The sequence below is a fragment of the Pseudomonas sp. SWRI50 genome (assembly GCF_014269095.1).
Lineage (GTDB): Bacteria > Pseudomonadota > Gammaproteobacteria > Pseudomonadales > Pseudomonadaceae > Aquipseudomonas > Aquipseudomonas kermanshahensis.
Genome location: NZ_JABWRW010000002.1, coordinates 18,948 through 33,250 on the forward strand (window position 1 = coordinate 18,948; position 14,303 = coordinate 33,250).

The window sequence follows — 14,303 nt, forward strand, 5'->3', positions numbered from 1 at the left end:
TTTGGGCGCGACTTAACCATTGGTTAATCCATTACGGATTGCTGGGTGGCTAGCGCACTCAAACCGAGCCGTTGCCGTCGTTTTATCGAGCGCCTGCACCTTCACTGCACAGCAAGGCACCTGAACATTGGGCCAAGGTTCGATCACAACAGGGGATACGCGCCTGATACTGCAGGGCAGGCGGGGTACTTAACCAAACGGCAAAGCGTTGCGTTAATTCGATATCAAATGGGCCCACATGCTGCCGCGGGTCATGCGCGCAGCGGCTCGCTGGTGCTCAGCGTCGCACGAATCTCGTAGTACAAGTCGCGTGCAGACGTCGTCATGCTGTGCCGGTCTGTGCAGACTTGATAGATGGGGTACTCAGGAATGCTCTCTTCGACCCGCACCTGGACCAGGTCCTCGCTCAAACCGTGGGTCAGCATGTTGTCCAGGGCGGCTTCGCTCAGTGTCATGATGGCATCGGAGTGGTGCAGCAGGTGCAGGGCCAAGTGTACGGACGAGCATTCGGTGATCCGCGAAGGGAGTTGAATCTGATTGTCCTCGAACATCTGGTAGAACTGCGAGGAGTGATCATCCATCGCATCAAGGCTCACCCAACTGGCCTGCAACAAGTGGCGCAGTGAGCGCGCATTTCTGAGGGGATGGGTTTTGCGGCAAACGACAAGCCCGGGCATGCGGGTTAGCGCTTCCCAGTCGAGGTTGAGGCGTTGAGTGTGCTGCTGCGAGGTCACTGCAAAATCCAGTGTGCCGTCGCGTATCTGCTGGATGATCTGGTAGGGGCGCAGTTCGATCAACCGGATCCGCACACGCGGGCTACGCGCCTGAAAAGCGGTAATGCTGGTCCCCAGGCCTTTCAACACCGCGGTCAACGAGGTCACGCCGACGGTGACCTCGCCAATCTGCATGTCCTTGATGTTTTCGGCTTCTAGTTGCAGACGTCGCAGGCTTTCCATCGAAGACTGCGCGTGACGGATCAGGCGCCGCCCTTCTTCTGTAAGGGTCATGCCTTTGTGCGAGCGCTGCATGAGCGACAGGCCAAGTTCACTCTCCAGTTCCTTGATCGATCGGCTCAATGCAGGTTGAGTGACATGCAGCGCTTGAGAGGCCTCGCTGAGGCTACCGGTCTGATGTACTGCGACCAATGCTCTGATTTGGTGAAATTTCACGTGCAGTCAGGTCCTTGCTCTGGCGTGGGGAAGCGAGCCTGTACCGGGGTTTACAGGGGCTGACATGCTCAATGATTTGACTTCACCTATCAAGATGGGGCGTCAAGACTTCAGCGGCACAGGCGCTCAATCTAGAAGTGGTAATACATGCCGACAGCCAGGTTGCGGGGATCATCGCCCGTTTCTTCGAGCGGGATGCCCGCGTAACTCAGTGACGATTTGGCGCTGTTATGGATCATCGCTACGCGTCCATAAACCGCCCAGTTGGGCTTCAGAAAGTGGTCGTAGCCAATCATCACGCCTGTGGCGTCTTTGCCACCTGTTTCGACATTACGCTGCACCACCAGCAAACGCGCAACGTCGGTTTTACCGACCGGTGCCATGAGGCCGAGCGTCCAGGCCGTCATGCTAGGGGTGTTGTGCTGGTCCACCTCCTGGCGTTGCCACGTCAGGCTGGATGAGAAGGGGCCGAAATCGTAGAACGCAGAGGCGCTTGTAAAATGGTTGTGTGTTTGGCGCTGCTGGCCATTGTCCTGCCAAGGGTCGCTGAGGTAGTCGTTGAATGACCCCAGCAGCATCATCCTGGCGTTGGCGTACTGGAGCTTCACGCCTTTCCCCCGAACAGTTTTGCCCGCACTTGCGGTGTCATCAAAGCCGAACGTGACTGCCGTGCCTACGCTGAACCCGCCTAGCGTTGGCGTGGTGTAAGCCAAGGTATGCTTGGGGCGCATGTCCAGATAGTAGGCACCTTTGCCTGATGGCGGCAGGGTCAGGAAGGTGTAGGGCGACCCATATACAGCGAGAAACGGATCGGCGTAGCTGGGTGTACTCATGTTGTACGTTTTACCAAACTCCAGCTTGCCATAGCGCTTTGAGCGCAGCGCGGCTACCGCCAGGCGTAGCGAGCCCACTTGCTTCCAGTGATGCTCAAGTGCTTCGCCATTGAGGTTGAAACCCTCTTCGATATCCAGTTCCAGTGCCGTGTCATCCGCGACCGCCTTACGCAGGTAAAGGCCCAGTTTATTAGTCCATGCGCCACCCCCCTCGACCCGCAGGCCTTCGTGGTGTTGCGCGTCATGGTAAGAGGCAAAGGCGTCGACGGTTCCGTACAGCTTGAGGGTGTCGTCATAGCCTTTATCCACGTTGTAGTACCCGAACCCTGGGGCGATCCTTGCCAATGCAGGAAATCCTTCGGCATTTGCCTGCTGCACACTGCCCAGGCTCACCACCATGATCGCCAGTAACGCGTGTTGCTGATGAAAAGAAATGCACATGCCCGAGACTCCTTGCGCCTCAATGAACCCTGTGCGCAGCCTCCATCAAGTTTGCTCAGACCAACATTAACTGTTTGGGCAGCCTATGTTTCTTGGCTAACGTGCGGCGCAAAGGGCCTGAATAGACAGGCAGACATGTACGCGTTGAATGGTAGGGGCGTGCGGGTAGGCGTGGGGCGTGTGCTGGAAACGCTGGAAACGGGTGCACACGGCCACTGCGAGGGCGATAGGCGCACCTGAAGTAGGCATTTCAGTGAGCCTGTTTAGGCACGCTTTACCTAAATGGTTAAGCCCTTGCACAAAGGGCAAGGCTTGCATTGAGCCCTTGCCGACGCTGGATGGCGCGCCGGCTAGCCTCGAATGGCAATTCAGTTCACTTCAGTTCGACAAGCCTGCCTTATCCAGCACCTTGTCGAGCCACGACTGGTCCAGTTTACCCGTGGCAATCTCTGCCTTGACGGCCTCTTCGTGAGCCTCATGTTCGCGCGCTTTGCCTAGCACGAGTTCAGCCAGGTTCTGGGGGAACGCGACGATGCCGTCTTCGTCAGCGACGATGATGTCACCGGGTGAGACGAGCATGCCACCAATCGAAACCGGCACGTTGATTTCGCCCGGCCCGCTCTTGTAAGGGCCGCAGTGCACGACAGCCCGTGCATAGCAAGGGCTGGTCTTGAAGCTATCAACGTCGCGAATCGCCCCGTCGACGATGAAACCAACGCAGCCACGCTGCTCTGCGTAGAGCTTGATCAACTCGCCGATGACCGCATTGTTGGTGTCACCCTGGGCATCGATGACCAGTACGTGACCGGGTTCGAGCAGTGTCAGTGCCTTGTAGATGAACAGGTTGTCGCCGGGGCGTGTTTTGACGGTCAGCGCAGTGCCGACCAGCTTGCCCGAGGTGTTGTAGCGGTTAAGCCCTCGCGCGCCAATGTGTCGACCCAGGTTGTCGCTGATGTGCGGCGTGACGACCGATCGGAACGATTCGATCACATGCGCAGGGGCGAGTGTTGGCGACGGCAGGATACGAGACCCGGGTAACAGCATGACAATCTCCTGAATGGCTTGACCCAGTGGGGTATGGGTCGATGGTAGGAGAGAACTGCCGTTACTTTTAGCGATATTTTTTGATTAAAAAACATCGCCTCAGGTGATGATAAGCCGGGTGAAGTCGCAGGCCTGTTGCGCCAACCGCGCCACTTCATTGCTGAGCCCTTGGTAGCGGTCAGCCCGGTGCACGCAGACATAGCTGATCGGCGGCAGTGGCAAGTCGGTTTGTATGACCTTCAATCGGCCCTGCTCGATCATCGAGCTCATGCATTGCCTGGGCAGGTAGCTGAGCCCGACACCCGAAATCGCCAACCCGACTTGTGCGACCAGGTAGTTGCTGGTGAGTGTCTTGGTCAGCCGCACGTCATGTTCCGCCAGCCAGCGTTCGTAGGTTTTCCCGGTGCCTGAGCTGCCTCCCTGGGTGAGTACCGTAAACGACGACAGCGATTGCAAGTCCATGGGCGCGTCACTCGGGTACAGCGAGGGTGAGCACATCCACGCGTTTTCGACAGAGGCGAGCGGGGTACTGATGAAGCGGGCATCGCGGAAGATGTCAGGCACGATGATCAGGTCAAGCTCGTCAGCCTCGAGCCGGCGCAACAGGTCGGTGCTCAACTCGATCGAGGGTTCCAGATCGACCTTGGGGTAGGTCTGGTGAATTTGATCGACCAGGTTCGGCAACCACGTGAGCGCCGTGAGTTCCGTTACGCCAAGCCTGAAGCGTCGGACCAGCGTTTCTTTAGAGCTGATGCGCTCCAGCAGGTTATCCCGCTGGCGCAACATTTCAACGGCGCAGCCATGCAGCTCCAGGCCTTTTTGGGTCAGCCGGGCGCTGCGTTTCGAGCGGTCGAAGATGGCTACGCCAAAGGCATCCTCGAGCTCTTGCACGCGTTTGGAGATCGCCGATTGAGACATGTTGAGTTTGGCGGCAGCCGCTTCAAAGCTGCCCAGCTCGACAATCCAGTAGATGGCCTCGATTTGCTTCAGCGTGATCATCGCGTGCTCCAGGTATGAAAAGCCCGTTTCAGAGCGGCCCCGAAGTGATTTCAAGGCAGGTGAGTGAAAGCGATTGTCCACTAAAAGTGATGATAAGTGGTGAGTATTTGTCGCTTTTTTTCTACCTTTGCGGCGCCTAGATTACCGCCGAATTACAAAAACAAAGGTATGTACCTATGTCGATCGCTGAAGTTGCCTATGCCAAAGGGCGCAGCAGTTACCGGTGGATCGTGGCTGGCATGATCTTCTCGATCTACACCATCGCTGCCGCCGACCGCGCCAATCTCGGCGTGGCGCTGCCTTTTATTCGCAAAGAGTTCGAGATGAGCAACGCCGAAGCGGGTGGGCTGATGAGCCTGTTCCTGCTGGCTTATGCCTTGGCACAAATCCCGGCAGGCTTGGCCTTCAGCCGCCTGGGCGTGAGCCGGATCTTGCCGACCGCCATGGTCATGACGTCGGTGCTGACCGGGTTGGTGGGTACCGCAGGCTCACTGCTGGCGTTGAAAATCTATCGGTTCGGCCTGGGCCTTGCCGAAGGGCCGCTGCCGATCAGCATGACCACCACCATCAACAACTGGTTTCCGCCGAGAGAAAAGGGCATTGCTTCAGGCATTTTTCTGTCTGCGGTCAAGTTCGGCCCGGTCATCGTACCGCCGCTGTGTGCCTTGATCATCGCGGTGTGGGGCTGGCGCGAGGTGTTCTATTTCTTCGCCGTGCCGGGCATTTTGCTGTCGATCGCTTGGTACTTTCTGATTGCCGACCACCCTTCGAAAAGCCGCTTCGTCAATCAGGCGGAGCTTGATTACATCACTGACGAAACGCCGCGCGACAACGTCGCCAGCACTGAACCCACCGTGCAGACGACCTCAGGGCGAGGCTTCGAGCGCCTGGACTTCTTCATTCGTCGGCGCGAGGTAGCGGCGCTGGAGACCAAGCGCCAGGTCTTCGGTTCGTGGTTGATCTGGGGGAGTGCGCTGGCGTACTGCTTCCAGCTGGGTGTTTCCAGCGTATTGTTGTCCTGGATCCCCACCTACCTGATCACCGTCAAAGGCTTCTCGTTGATGAATATGGGGCTGGTCTCGGCTGCGCCTTGGGTAGGGGCAGTGCTGGGCAACCTGTTGGGCGGCTATTGCTCGGACCGTTGGTTGGGCGGGCGGCGCAAGCCTGGGATGCTGCTTTCAGCTCTGGGTACCTCGGTGATGATGTACCTGTTGATTCATTCGCCTGCCGACCCGTTCTCGTATGGCCTGTTGCTGATGGCGACCGGCATCGTGCTGAGCTTCGGGTTCTCTTCTTACATGGTTTACCCAATGGCACTGGCGACCAAGCAGACGTTCCCCGTCGCCAACGCCATCGTCAACATGGTCGGGCAGCTAGGGGCCGCAGCGACGCCGTTTTTGACCGGCTTGTTGCTTGACAGTTATGGCTGGAACTACGTGTTCTCTTACCTTGCGATTGGTTCGTTCGCCAGCTTTGTACTGTTGCTGACGATTCTGGAGCCGGTGCCGAAGACTCAAAAGGCGTGACCTCACGGCCTGTGGTGTCACCCGTTGTGATCAATCCGTCTGTTTGAAAGGAGCTAATGATGCACGCAGAAGATAAAGCGCTGGTCGCACTGTTCGAAGGCCTGGACACGCCCGGCGTCTCGGATGCCTTGGACAAGCTCGGCCTGCCTGGCCATTGCTTTGGTGTGATGCCGCTCGACAATTACAAACAGGTGGTCGTGGGGCCGGCGTTCACGGTGAAGTACGTGTCGGCGAGCGTGCCACCGGGCACCGTTGGTGATTTCATCGAAGAGGTCGCTGAGGGCGATATCGTGGTGATCGACAATGATGGCCGCACCGACTGCACCGTGTGGGGCGATATCATGACTCAGTATGCCGGGGCCCGGAAGATTGCTGGCACGGTGATCGACGGCGTCTGCCGCGATGTGAACAAGGCCTTGGGCGATGGCTATCCGCTGTTTACCCAGGGGCGCTTCATGCGCACAGGCAAGGACCGTGTCCAGGTCGAATCGGTCAACCAGCCGGTTTCCATCGGCCAGGCCCGTGTCTGCTCCCGTGACATCATCGTTGCCGATGCCAACGGCGTTGTTGTAGTGCCGCGTGAGCGGGCGCAAGAGGTTGCCCAGGTTGCCCGTCAGATCGAAGCAGTCGAAGCGGATATCCGTGCGTTGATCAGCGAAGGGCGCACCCTCAAGCAAGCGCGCGATGCGCTGAATTACCACACCTTGCAACGCAAGTCCTAAGTGGCATTGTGCTGACCCTTGCAGGTGCAGGGGTCAATAGCTGTTATGCCCAGAGGGTTTAGCACCGCTCGCAGCATCGCCTTAAACTAGGCGCGTGCGTCCCGCGCACTGATTCGTTCGTCTTGTTGAAGGTTTACCGTGCACGCCGAAGCTCGTCTACCCGGGGCCCCTGGCATTTTTTGCCTGGGCATGCTGCAGATTCTGGTCTGGGGCGGCTCGTTCTTCTTGCTGGCGGTCATGGGCGAGCCGATAACGCGCGAGACCGGTTGGGGCAGCCAGTGGGTGTACGGTGCGTTGTCGCTGAGCTTGATGGTCTCGGCCCTGCTTGCGCCGCTGTCGAGCCGCCTGGTTGCCCGTTACGGTGGCCGGACACAACTGGCCAGCAGTGGCGTGATCGTTGCTCTCGGGTTGTTGATCATCGCGGCTAGCCAGACGTTGCCGACGTTTTTGCTCGCGTGGGTGATCATCGGTGTTGGCATGGCCGCCGGGCTCTACGAAGCGCTGTTCGCGACATTGGGTGCGCTGTATGCCGAGCGTGCGGGTAAAGCCATCACCGGCATCACCCTGATTACAGGGTTTGCCACAACGCTGTGCTGGCCGCTGGTGGCATTTGCCATCGAGCATGTGGGCTGGCGCTACGCGTGTGTCGGCTATGCCGCAGTGCTTCTGGTGACCACGCCGTTCTACCTCAAGGTACTGCCGAGCGCTGTCCGGTCAGCGCCGCGCAAGCGCCTCATCGAGCAGAGCAGTGCGGGCGTTAACCGACGCGTGTACCTGCAACTGACGTGGATCTTCGCGCTGGGTGCGGTCATCATGACCGCCATTTCGGTGCAACTGGTCGCCGTTCTGCAAGGGCTGGGCTATTCGCTGGCTGTAGCCATCGCGCTTTCGGCGTTGTTGGGGCCGAGCCAGGTCGCCTCGCGGGTGTTGCAGATGCTTGCAGGCAAGCGTCACCCCATTTGGACTGCATTGGTGTCAGTCGTGCTGGTTGCGGTAGGCGTATTGCTAGTCGCGTTTGTGCCAGGCGCGACAGCGGCAGGCTTGTTACTCTACGGCCTGGGCAACGGGCTGCGAGCGATCGTGCGCGGCCTGCTACCGCTGGCGTTGATGCCACCGTCGCAGTACGTGGTGTTGATGGGCAAGATGTCGCGGCCTTCACTGATCGGCCAGGCACTGACACCGTTAGTTGGCGGCTACCTGCTGCAGCACTTCGGTGCCATGGGGGTGCTCATGGCGTTGGGTTGCTTGGCGTCAATCAATGTCGGGCTGGTAGTGATGGTGTTGCGCGCGTTGCCAGCAGCCAAGTCGGCACCGAATGAAACGGACGAAACGATAGCGGTCGATGGAGATAGCGATGCACGATGATGCACGAAGCGAACAACTGATCACGGGCCCGGCCGGGCTGATCGAATTGATTGTCGATGAACCGGTGTTGCCCGTCAGGGGCATTGCGGTGGTCAGCCATCCGCAACCCTTGCTGGGCGGCAGCCCACACCACGTGGTACCGCTGACCTTGGCCCGCAAGCTGTGCGCTGCAGGCTGGCGCGTGGTGCGCCCGAGCTTTCGCGGAGTGGGGCAAACCGCTGGCACACATGCCGAGGGAGTAGGTGAGGCCGAAGACAGCATTGTCGTCGTCAGGCACCTGCAGGAACGTTACCCCGGGCTGCCCATCGCACTCGTCGGCTTCTCGTTTGGTGCGCACGTGTTTGCCCGGGTCGCGGTCACGCTGGAAAGCTCGCTGCATGCTGTCGCGTTGTTGGGGCTGCCGGTGGGAGAGGTGCCTGGCGGGCGGTTCTACCCAGCGCTGCCGTTACCCTCCCGCTGCCTGTTGCTGCATGGTGAGCACGACGAGATGGCACCGCTGGCCAACCTGCTTGATTGGGCACGGCCAGAGCACCGCCCGGTCATTGTCTATAGCGCGGCCAATCACTTCTTCAAAGGCTGCCTGGCGCAGGTAGCGGACCAGGTGGTCAGGCATTTGAACGAGAGAAGCTGAAAGCCAGGCAGGATTGATGTATAGCTGCCTGGTATCTCAGGCATTCGCGGGAAACACAGCTTTCCCTAGGGATGCTCCGATCAACTGTTGTCGAGCCATCCACAGGTTCGACAGGGCGAACAGCGTGGTCAACTGAGCGGTGTTTTACATCAGCCCACGAAAGCGCACTTTCACGTAGCCAAACTGACGCCTGACCACCCGAAACCGATGCTCGACCTTGGCGCCGATATGCACCTTCATGCCGAAGAAGTATTGGTTACCTTTCTTCGTCTGATGCATCTCGGGGGTTGGTAATGTAGTGGTCATGCAGTGTCCGGCACTCTCAAAACTATCACTTTTATCAGGTGTTGAAGTGTTCCCGTGTGTGTAACGTTGCTGAACGCACCTGCGCGTTTGTTTTCCTTACCTTGGACGGCTCCAACTGCATCGAAGGATTGAAAAAAATGAGCTCAACAGTGATAGCCCTCCCCGTTAATCCGAATAGCATTGTGCCAGGCAGTTCTGCTGGCATTGACGATCTGCGCATCGAGTTTGATCTTCACTTGAAGAACCGCTATCCGAAAGAGGCGATTTCAGATTATCCAAGTCCTATGGTCATCGGTGCCACCTGGCCTGTCTCAATCGCGGATGTGGGTATCAACCACGAGGAAGTCTGGGACCCTGACGACGGCGTGGTGGTCGTCATCCCTGCCTTCAAGGGCATGGCCGTGGATGATTGGATCATCGCAGACTGGAGCGGCAAGAGAGTACCCGCGAAGGTCGTAGCGGACGACGTGAGCAACCAGTATCTGACAGTGATCGTGCCCAGTGCCTTCATCAAGGGAAAAGATGACGCGCAAGTAAAGTATTCCGTTACACGCAAAACAGCGCTGGCGCCTATGGCACTGTGGGCACTTCACAGGTGTTGATTGTTAAGGTGCGATTCGGCCAACCGGGGCATGTGGGTAACGCAGCGCCTGTGCCGTTGAATGCACCCACCCTGACAACGCCGGCCACGGGGCCGGTAGGCGAAAGCGACGCCAAGAGCGGCGTGCAAGTGACGATTGCGGCTTACACGGGCATGGCGCCCTTCGATACGGTCGTACTGTATTGGGGCCATGAAACCGTTGAGGATAGCGTGGAGGCGGCGCACGTGGGCAAGCCGATTGTCGTCACCGTGCCGGAGGCTACAGTACTGGCAGCGGGAGACAGCAAAGACCTTGAAGTGGATTACTACGTCGTTGATGAGGTTGGCAACGAGTCCGAATGGTCGGTAACCACCCGTGTACAGGTCGCCGTATCGAAGCTTAAGTTTACTGCACCCACCCTCAGCGATCTGGAAGACCTGAAACGCACTATTGTCCAACCTTTCAATTTGGACATTTATGGCAGCAGGGGGCTGGAAATTAAAGCTGACCCCGGCAATTTCCAGCCAGGCGATAGTGTAACCGTCAAATGGAAAGCCACTACCGAAGCAGGCCTTGCTCAAGCATCCGATCTGGGAACTGTGGATATAACAGCTGCTGGCGAAGTGCTTACCTTTACACTGCCCCACACGGAGTTATGGGGCCTCGCCAATGGTTCAGGCAGCGCTTATTACGAAGTAAAACGCAATAATACGGTCACGCTGTCACAGTCAGCCACCCTTGATTTCATCGGCACGCGTGCATCCAACGCATTGCCCGCAGTGTCGATAGACGGCGCCGCAAGTGTGGATAATGGCTGGTGGATCGACTCTGATCTGGCGGTGGCAGACCTGGTCATTCCTCAACTGGCCAATCTGATGACGGGTGATGTTGTTGACGTCGTGATGCGCGGGGTTGCTGCCGACGGTCGTAGCCTGGTATTCAAACCCAGAAAGCATCGTGTCACCGCAGTCCAGGTCGGCAGTGAATTGCGGTTACGCTTGGACGGGCCTAAGTTCCTGCTGCCCCTGGAGGGTGGCTATGTGGATATCTACTACACCGTGAAGCGGGGCAAGAACAAGGTCAAGTCGTTATACCAGCGATTCTACGTTGGTTATCTTGCCGAGACGCTGCCGGCGCCCACCACTGAAACCGATCTTTCCGGTTCCAATAATGTGTTGGACCCCGGCCGGCAGGAGTTTGCACACGGTGTTTATATCGCGCTGCCGGATCTAAGCGCGGTGAAGGGGGATTATACGCTTCAAATGATCTGGGAAACCTCGGAAGGGGGGTACCATGAGCAGTCGCAAGACATAGACGCAGGCGATACCCCGACCTCGTTCCAGGTGCCTGCCGCTGAACTGACGCTCAATGGAAACCCGATTGATGTTGTTGTTTACTACATTGTGTCCCAGGCCAACACACCTGATCGTGCGTCTGCGGACCTGGAATTTACAATCGCAACGCCTGCGATGCTGGTTGCCCCGTTGGATGTCAGCCAAGCCCCGATGGTGCTGCGCGGAGGGGCCATCGAGATGTGTCAAATGGTGGCCAATGCCTGGGCCGTTATCCCGCCCAAAGTCAATGGCAATATCGCAAGGTCCCAACAGCGATTGCCCACCGGCGGCACCCCTCCGTATACCTATGCTTCAAGTACCCCAGCCATTGCTCGGGTAGATGCCGACGGTCGTGTCTGGCCATTACGCAATGGCGACGTAACCATCACGATCACCGATGTGGCGAACAAAACCATCAGCTATCCGGTGCAGGTGAGTTATTGCTTCAGGGTGCTGATCGGCCCAGGAAGCTACAATTTGGTCAGTGCCGAGAGTTTTGTCAGAGCGGAGTCGGCCCTGCCTGTGAACGACGACTTGATCCCGGATCTGCGTGTATTATACGGGGCACAGTTGCCATTAAATCGTCATACTTGGACAGGCCATAGGCTTTTTCATGAAGGGTTCAACAATGGCCCAGGCTCCGGGTCTTTCTATCACGTGGCAACAAAGACAATTCACTTTGCGAATTCTTATAACACGAATGTCACAGGCGCCATGGCAATGAAACCTGTCTAGGTTTTGTACGAAAAGTATGGTCATCCATCGTTGTGGGAGCGGGCTTGCCCCGCGATCTGCCGCAACGCGGCTGCACAGCAGCCCCAATAACAGCCGATGACGCTTAACTGACTGGCATTAGGCTAAAGCCCTGGTTATCAGGTCTTACCGGCGCACCCTCCGCAGATTTCACCGCGAAAACTGCGTGATCATTTGCGGCGCTCTTTCAGCACGGGTCAAGCGGACTGCGCTGGCTATATGGGCGTTTACCTAGCATTTTTGTCAGTTGTGGGCACTCAGTGAACGGTTCAAGAATGGCGCCATGATCCTGATCGGCATGGAGCTCTGCGTAATGTCAAACAACATTTCCGAAAGCAGTATCGACGCCAAACAGACCTTCCAGGTGCCCTACCTGATCACCAACCAACCCGACGGCTACCTGCCCGACATGCAGGACTTCGGCCTAGAGCGGGCGGGTACTGCTGAAGGTGGCTGGTACAGCCTCTGTCCGCTCAAGGCCGAGCGCGCCTTAGTCGAGGACGAAGTTGTCAGTGCCTGCCTGGTGCACCGTCGCACCGGCGAGCTGACCCGTATCGACTACACCGCGCAGGCCGGCAAGTTGCGGGACACGCAGTGGCTTCAGGACTTTGCCCAGAAGGTCGCCGAGGCCGGCATGCCCATCGCGGTCAACGGCCTTGGCGGCAGCAACGATTTTCCCAGCAGCCACGCGCTGCCGCGCCTGTGGTGCCAAGCCGACTACCGGGCGTTCAGCACCGCGCCGTTCAGCAGCAACCTGGTCCAGGTGCTGGCCTGTAACCATAACTTCCTGCTGGCTCAAGGGCAGACCCTGAGCCTGCAGGTACGCGACCTCAAGACCCAGGCCCTGCACGAGCAGCACCTGTTCACCGCCGAGGCGGACAGCGGCTGGGTGCAGGCCCTGTGCGCGCAGGTCAACCGTGACAGCCGTCTGCTACGAGCTGGGGTGCCGGGCGCCGACTGCTCGGTGACGCCGGGCGCGGTGAACAACGCGTTCTGGGGCCCGCAGCACGCCGAGCTGTGCGTGACCCTGGCCGAGGTCAACTGGTGGGCCAGTCGCACCCTCGATGACGCGGCGCTGCCTAGCGATAGCACGCTGCAGGCCTGGGTCTATGATGCGTTCTCTCAGCGCCTGCTCGGCCACTTTGCCTGGAGCCCGAGCGACGAGGCGCAACGTGCCAAGGACAAATGGCCGAAGGACTGGGCCGAAGCGCTGGCAAAATCGGATGTGGCGCCCTACTTGCGCGTCAACACGACCAGGTCGATGCTCGAACAGCGCGGCGACGGCCTGCGCATCGTCGTTACCCTGCCGGGTGACGATTATACGGTCGAAGGCCCGCTGCTGGCGTCGGCGTTCAAGGCGCCCGAAGATGCCGTGCTGGTGACCGTGCGCCCCCCCGGCAACGGGGCCTTGCTGCACCACGCGCTGTTTAGGCCCCAGGATTGTGCTGACGATGAAATGCCCAGCAAGCAGGAAACCTGGATACAGGCGCTGGCCAGCTTCATCGAAGCGCAGCAGTGGCCAGAGTTGTGCGTCAAGGACGGCGAGCAGCTGTGGCTACCGCGGCACGCCGAACTGCGGGTCGCGCTGGATAACGTTGGCGACGGGAACGGCTGGAAAGCCGAGGACTATGGGCTGGAACTGCTGAACGCCGATGAATGGCCAAGCGAGGAGGCTGCCGAACCGGCGCAGGTCACCCTCGAGCCGGACGAGGGGCGGACGGGGGTGACCATCAGCTCGCAGGGCGCAGAGCTGGAGTTTCGCTTGGACAAGGCGGCACGCGATAAAGGCTACCGGGTGATGGCGTGTGCCGAGGCAGGCAGCGGCCAAGCAACTAAGAGAGGCGTACATCAGCTATGTGGAGGCTTGTGTCAAGGCTCGTATCCCTGTCGCCATCTCGTTTGCCGAAGTCGGTACGTTAACGGCCCTCGCCGCCGCTGCTGCCGTCGTCATCGCCATGGAGTCGACCCCCCATGATTGCCCCGGCGCCATGGGCTTGGCCATCATCGGCACCGCAGCCGTCCTTACCGGAGGCACCGACTTCGTAGACACCGTTGCCGCCCGTGTGGTCGCCATTCGCGCGGATTTCCTCCGCGCGAATGGCGACGTCGCGAATTCCCTCCGCAATGGCGTCCGCCGCGCGGCCGCCGCCGCCGCCGACGCCCGCGACCGGGCCGGCAAAGACGCCTGTGCCGGAAAAACCTACAACAGCGACGCCCAGGGAGCCTACGCCACCGCCTACACCGCCGCCAACGCCGAAGCCGTCGCCGCTACTTACACCAGCGCCAAAGCCGAAACCAAAGCAGACGTTGCCGCTTACGCCACCGCCTACGCCGACGCCTACGCCGCTGCCTACGCCGTCGACGTCGCCGTCGTTAAGCTCGTCTGCACCGCCGCCGACGCCTACACCGCTGCCTACGCCTACGCCGACGCCAACGCCTACGCATACGCATACGCAGCCGCCGGTGCCGCCTACGTCGCCGCCGACGACCACGCCTACGACAACTACGCCGCCGCCGAAGACGACGACGCCTACGCCGCCGCCGCCGTTAAGCTCGTCTACGCCATTGTCGTCGCCCACAAGGAACCCCCTGCAGTGTG

At 59.3% G+C, this 14,303-nt stretch carries 12 protein-coding genes and 1 pseudogene; 7 read left to right on the forward strand and 6 right to left on the reverse strand.

From position 1 onward, the window contains the following. Nucleotides 1–251: 251 nt before the first annotated feature. From HU750_RS02265 to HU750_RS02280, 4 genes are all read right to left on the reverse strand, one after another. Nucleotides 252–1,169 carry a LysR family transcriptional regulator gene (locus tag HU750_RS02265; RefSeq protein ID WP_186676252.1) on the reverse strand — a complete coding sequence of 306 codons (918 nt, stop codon included), beginning with the start codon at nucleotides 1,167–1,169 and terminating at the stop codon, nucleotides 252–254. Nucleotides 1,170–1,300: 131 nt separating this feature from the next. Next, complete coding sequence (locus HU750_RS02270) at nucleotides 1,301–2,443, reverse strand: porin (protein WP_186676268.1); 1,143 nt, start codon at nucleotides 2,441–2,443, stop codon at nucleotides 1,301–1,303. 378 nt (nucleotides 2,444–2,821) lie between these two features. Further along, nucleotides 2,822–3,487 carry an RraA family protein gene (locus tag HU750_RS02275; RefSeq protein WP_186676270.1) on the reverse strand — a complete coding sequence of 222 codons (666 nt, stop codon included), beginning with the start codon at nucleotides 3,485–3,487 and terminating at the stop codon, nucleotides 2,822–2,824. A 99-nt stretch (nucleotides 3,488–3,586) separates the two neighbouring features. Further along, complete coding sequence (locus tag HU750_RS02280; RefSeq protein ID WP_099453863.1) at nucleotides 3,587–4,486, reverse strand: LysR family transcriptional regulator; 900 nt, start codon at nucleotides 4,484–4,486, stop codon at nucleotides 3,587–3,589. Between the two features lie 176 nt (nucleotides 4,487–4,662). Between HU750_RS02280 and HU750_RS02285 the strand changes: the two genes are divergently transcribed. The 4 genes from HU750_RS02285 (at nucleotide 4,663) to HU750_RS02300 (ending at nucleotide 8,730) form a co-directional block, all read left to right on the forward strand. Continuing rightward, on the forward strand, nucleotides 4,663–6,012 hold the full coding sequence (locus HU750_RS02285) for an MFS transporter (RefSeq protein WP_186676272.1): 1,350 nt from the start codon (nucleotides 4,663–4,665) through the stop codon (nucleotides 6,010–6,012). Nucleotides 6,013–6,071: 59 nt separating this feature from the next. Continuing rightward, nucleotides 6,072–6,734 carry an RraA family protein gene (locus tag HU750_RS02290; protein WP_186676274.1) on the forward strand — a complete coding sequence of 221 codons (663 nt, stop codon included), beginning with the start codon at nucleotides 6,072–6,074 and terminating at the stop codon, nucleotides 6,732–6,734. Nucleotides 6,735–6,923: 189 nt separating this feature from the next. Then, nucleotides 6,924–8,099 (forward strand): MFS transporter, encoded by a 1,176-nt coding sequence (locus HU750_RS02295; protein ID WP_186676276.1) that lies wholly within the window; start codon nucleotides 6,924–6,926, stop codon nucleotides 8,097–8,099. Then, nucleotides 8,089–8,730 (forward strand): alpha/beta hydrolase, encoded by a 642-nt coding sequence (locus HU750_RS02300; RefSeq protein ID WP_186676278.1) that lies wholly within the window; start codon nucleotides 8,089–8,091, stop codon nucleotides 8,728–8,730. Before HU750_RS02295 ends, HU750_RS02300 begins: the two co-directional genes overlap by 11 nt. Before the next feature lie 36 nt (nucleotides 8,731–8,766). On the opposite strand, the pseudogene HU750_RS02305 reads toward HU750_RS02300, so the two are convergent. After that, nucleotides 8,767–9,015: pseudogene (locus HU750_RS02305) on the reverse strand (hypothetical protein); the annotation flags it as partial. A 158-nt stretch (nucleotides 9,016–9,173) separates the two neighbouring features. On the opposite strand from HU750_RS02305, the gene HU750_RS02310 reads away from it, so the two are divergent. The 3 genes from HU750_RS02310 to HU750_RS02320 all read left to right on the forward strand — a co-directional run bounded on the left by HU750_RS02310 (nucleotide 9,174) and on the right by HU750_RS02320 (nucleotide 13,679). Continuing rightward, nucleotides 9,174–9,638: a hypothetical protein gene (locus tag HU750_RS02310; protein ID WP_186676280.1), complete on the forward strand. Its 465-nt coding sequence runs from the start codon at nucleotides 9,174–9,176 to the stop codon at nucleotides 9,636–9,638. After that, nucleotides 9,617–11,686 (forward strand): immunoglobulin-like domain-containing protein, encoded by a 2,070-nt coding sequence (locus tag HU750_RS02315; protein WP_186676282.1) that lies wholly within the window; start codon nucleotides 9,617–9,619, stop codon nucleotides 11,684–11,686. The genes HU750_RS02310 and HU750_RS02315 overlap by 22 nt, the downstream gene beginning before the upstream one ends. Before the next feature lie 331 nt (nucleotides 11,687–12,017). Next, the gene (locus HU750_RS02320) at nucleotides 12,018–13,679 is read left to right on the forward strand and encodes a hypothetical protein (protein WP_186676284.1); all 1,662 of its coding nucleotides are present in this window, start codon (nucleotides 12,018–12,020) and stop codon (nucleotides 13,677–13,679) included. Here the strand turns inward: HU750_RS02320 and HU750_RS02325 are convergent. Further along, the gene (locus tag HU750_RS02325; RefSeq protein ID WP_186676286.1) at nucleotides 13,621–14,283 is read right to left on the reverse strand and encodes a hypothetical protein; all 663 of its coding nucleotides are present in this window, start codon (nucleotides 14,281–14,283) and stop codon (nucleotides 13,621–13,623) included. The two genes, HU750_RS02320 and HU750_RS02325, sit on opposite strands and share 59 nt — an antisense overlap. Between the last annotated feature and the right edge of the window lie 20 nt (nucleotides 14,284–14,303).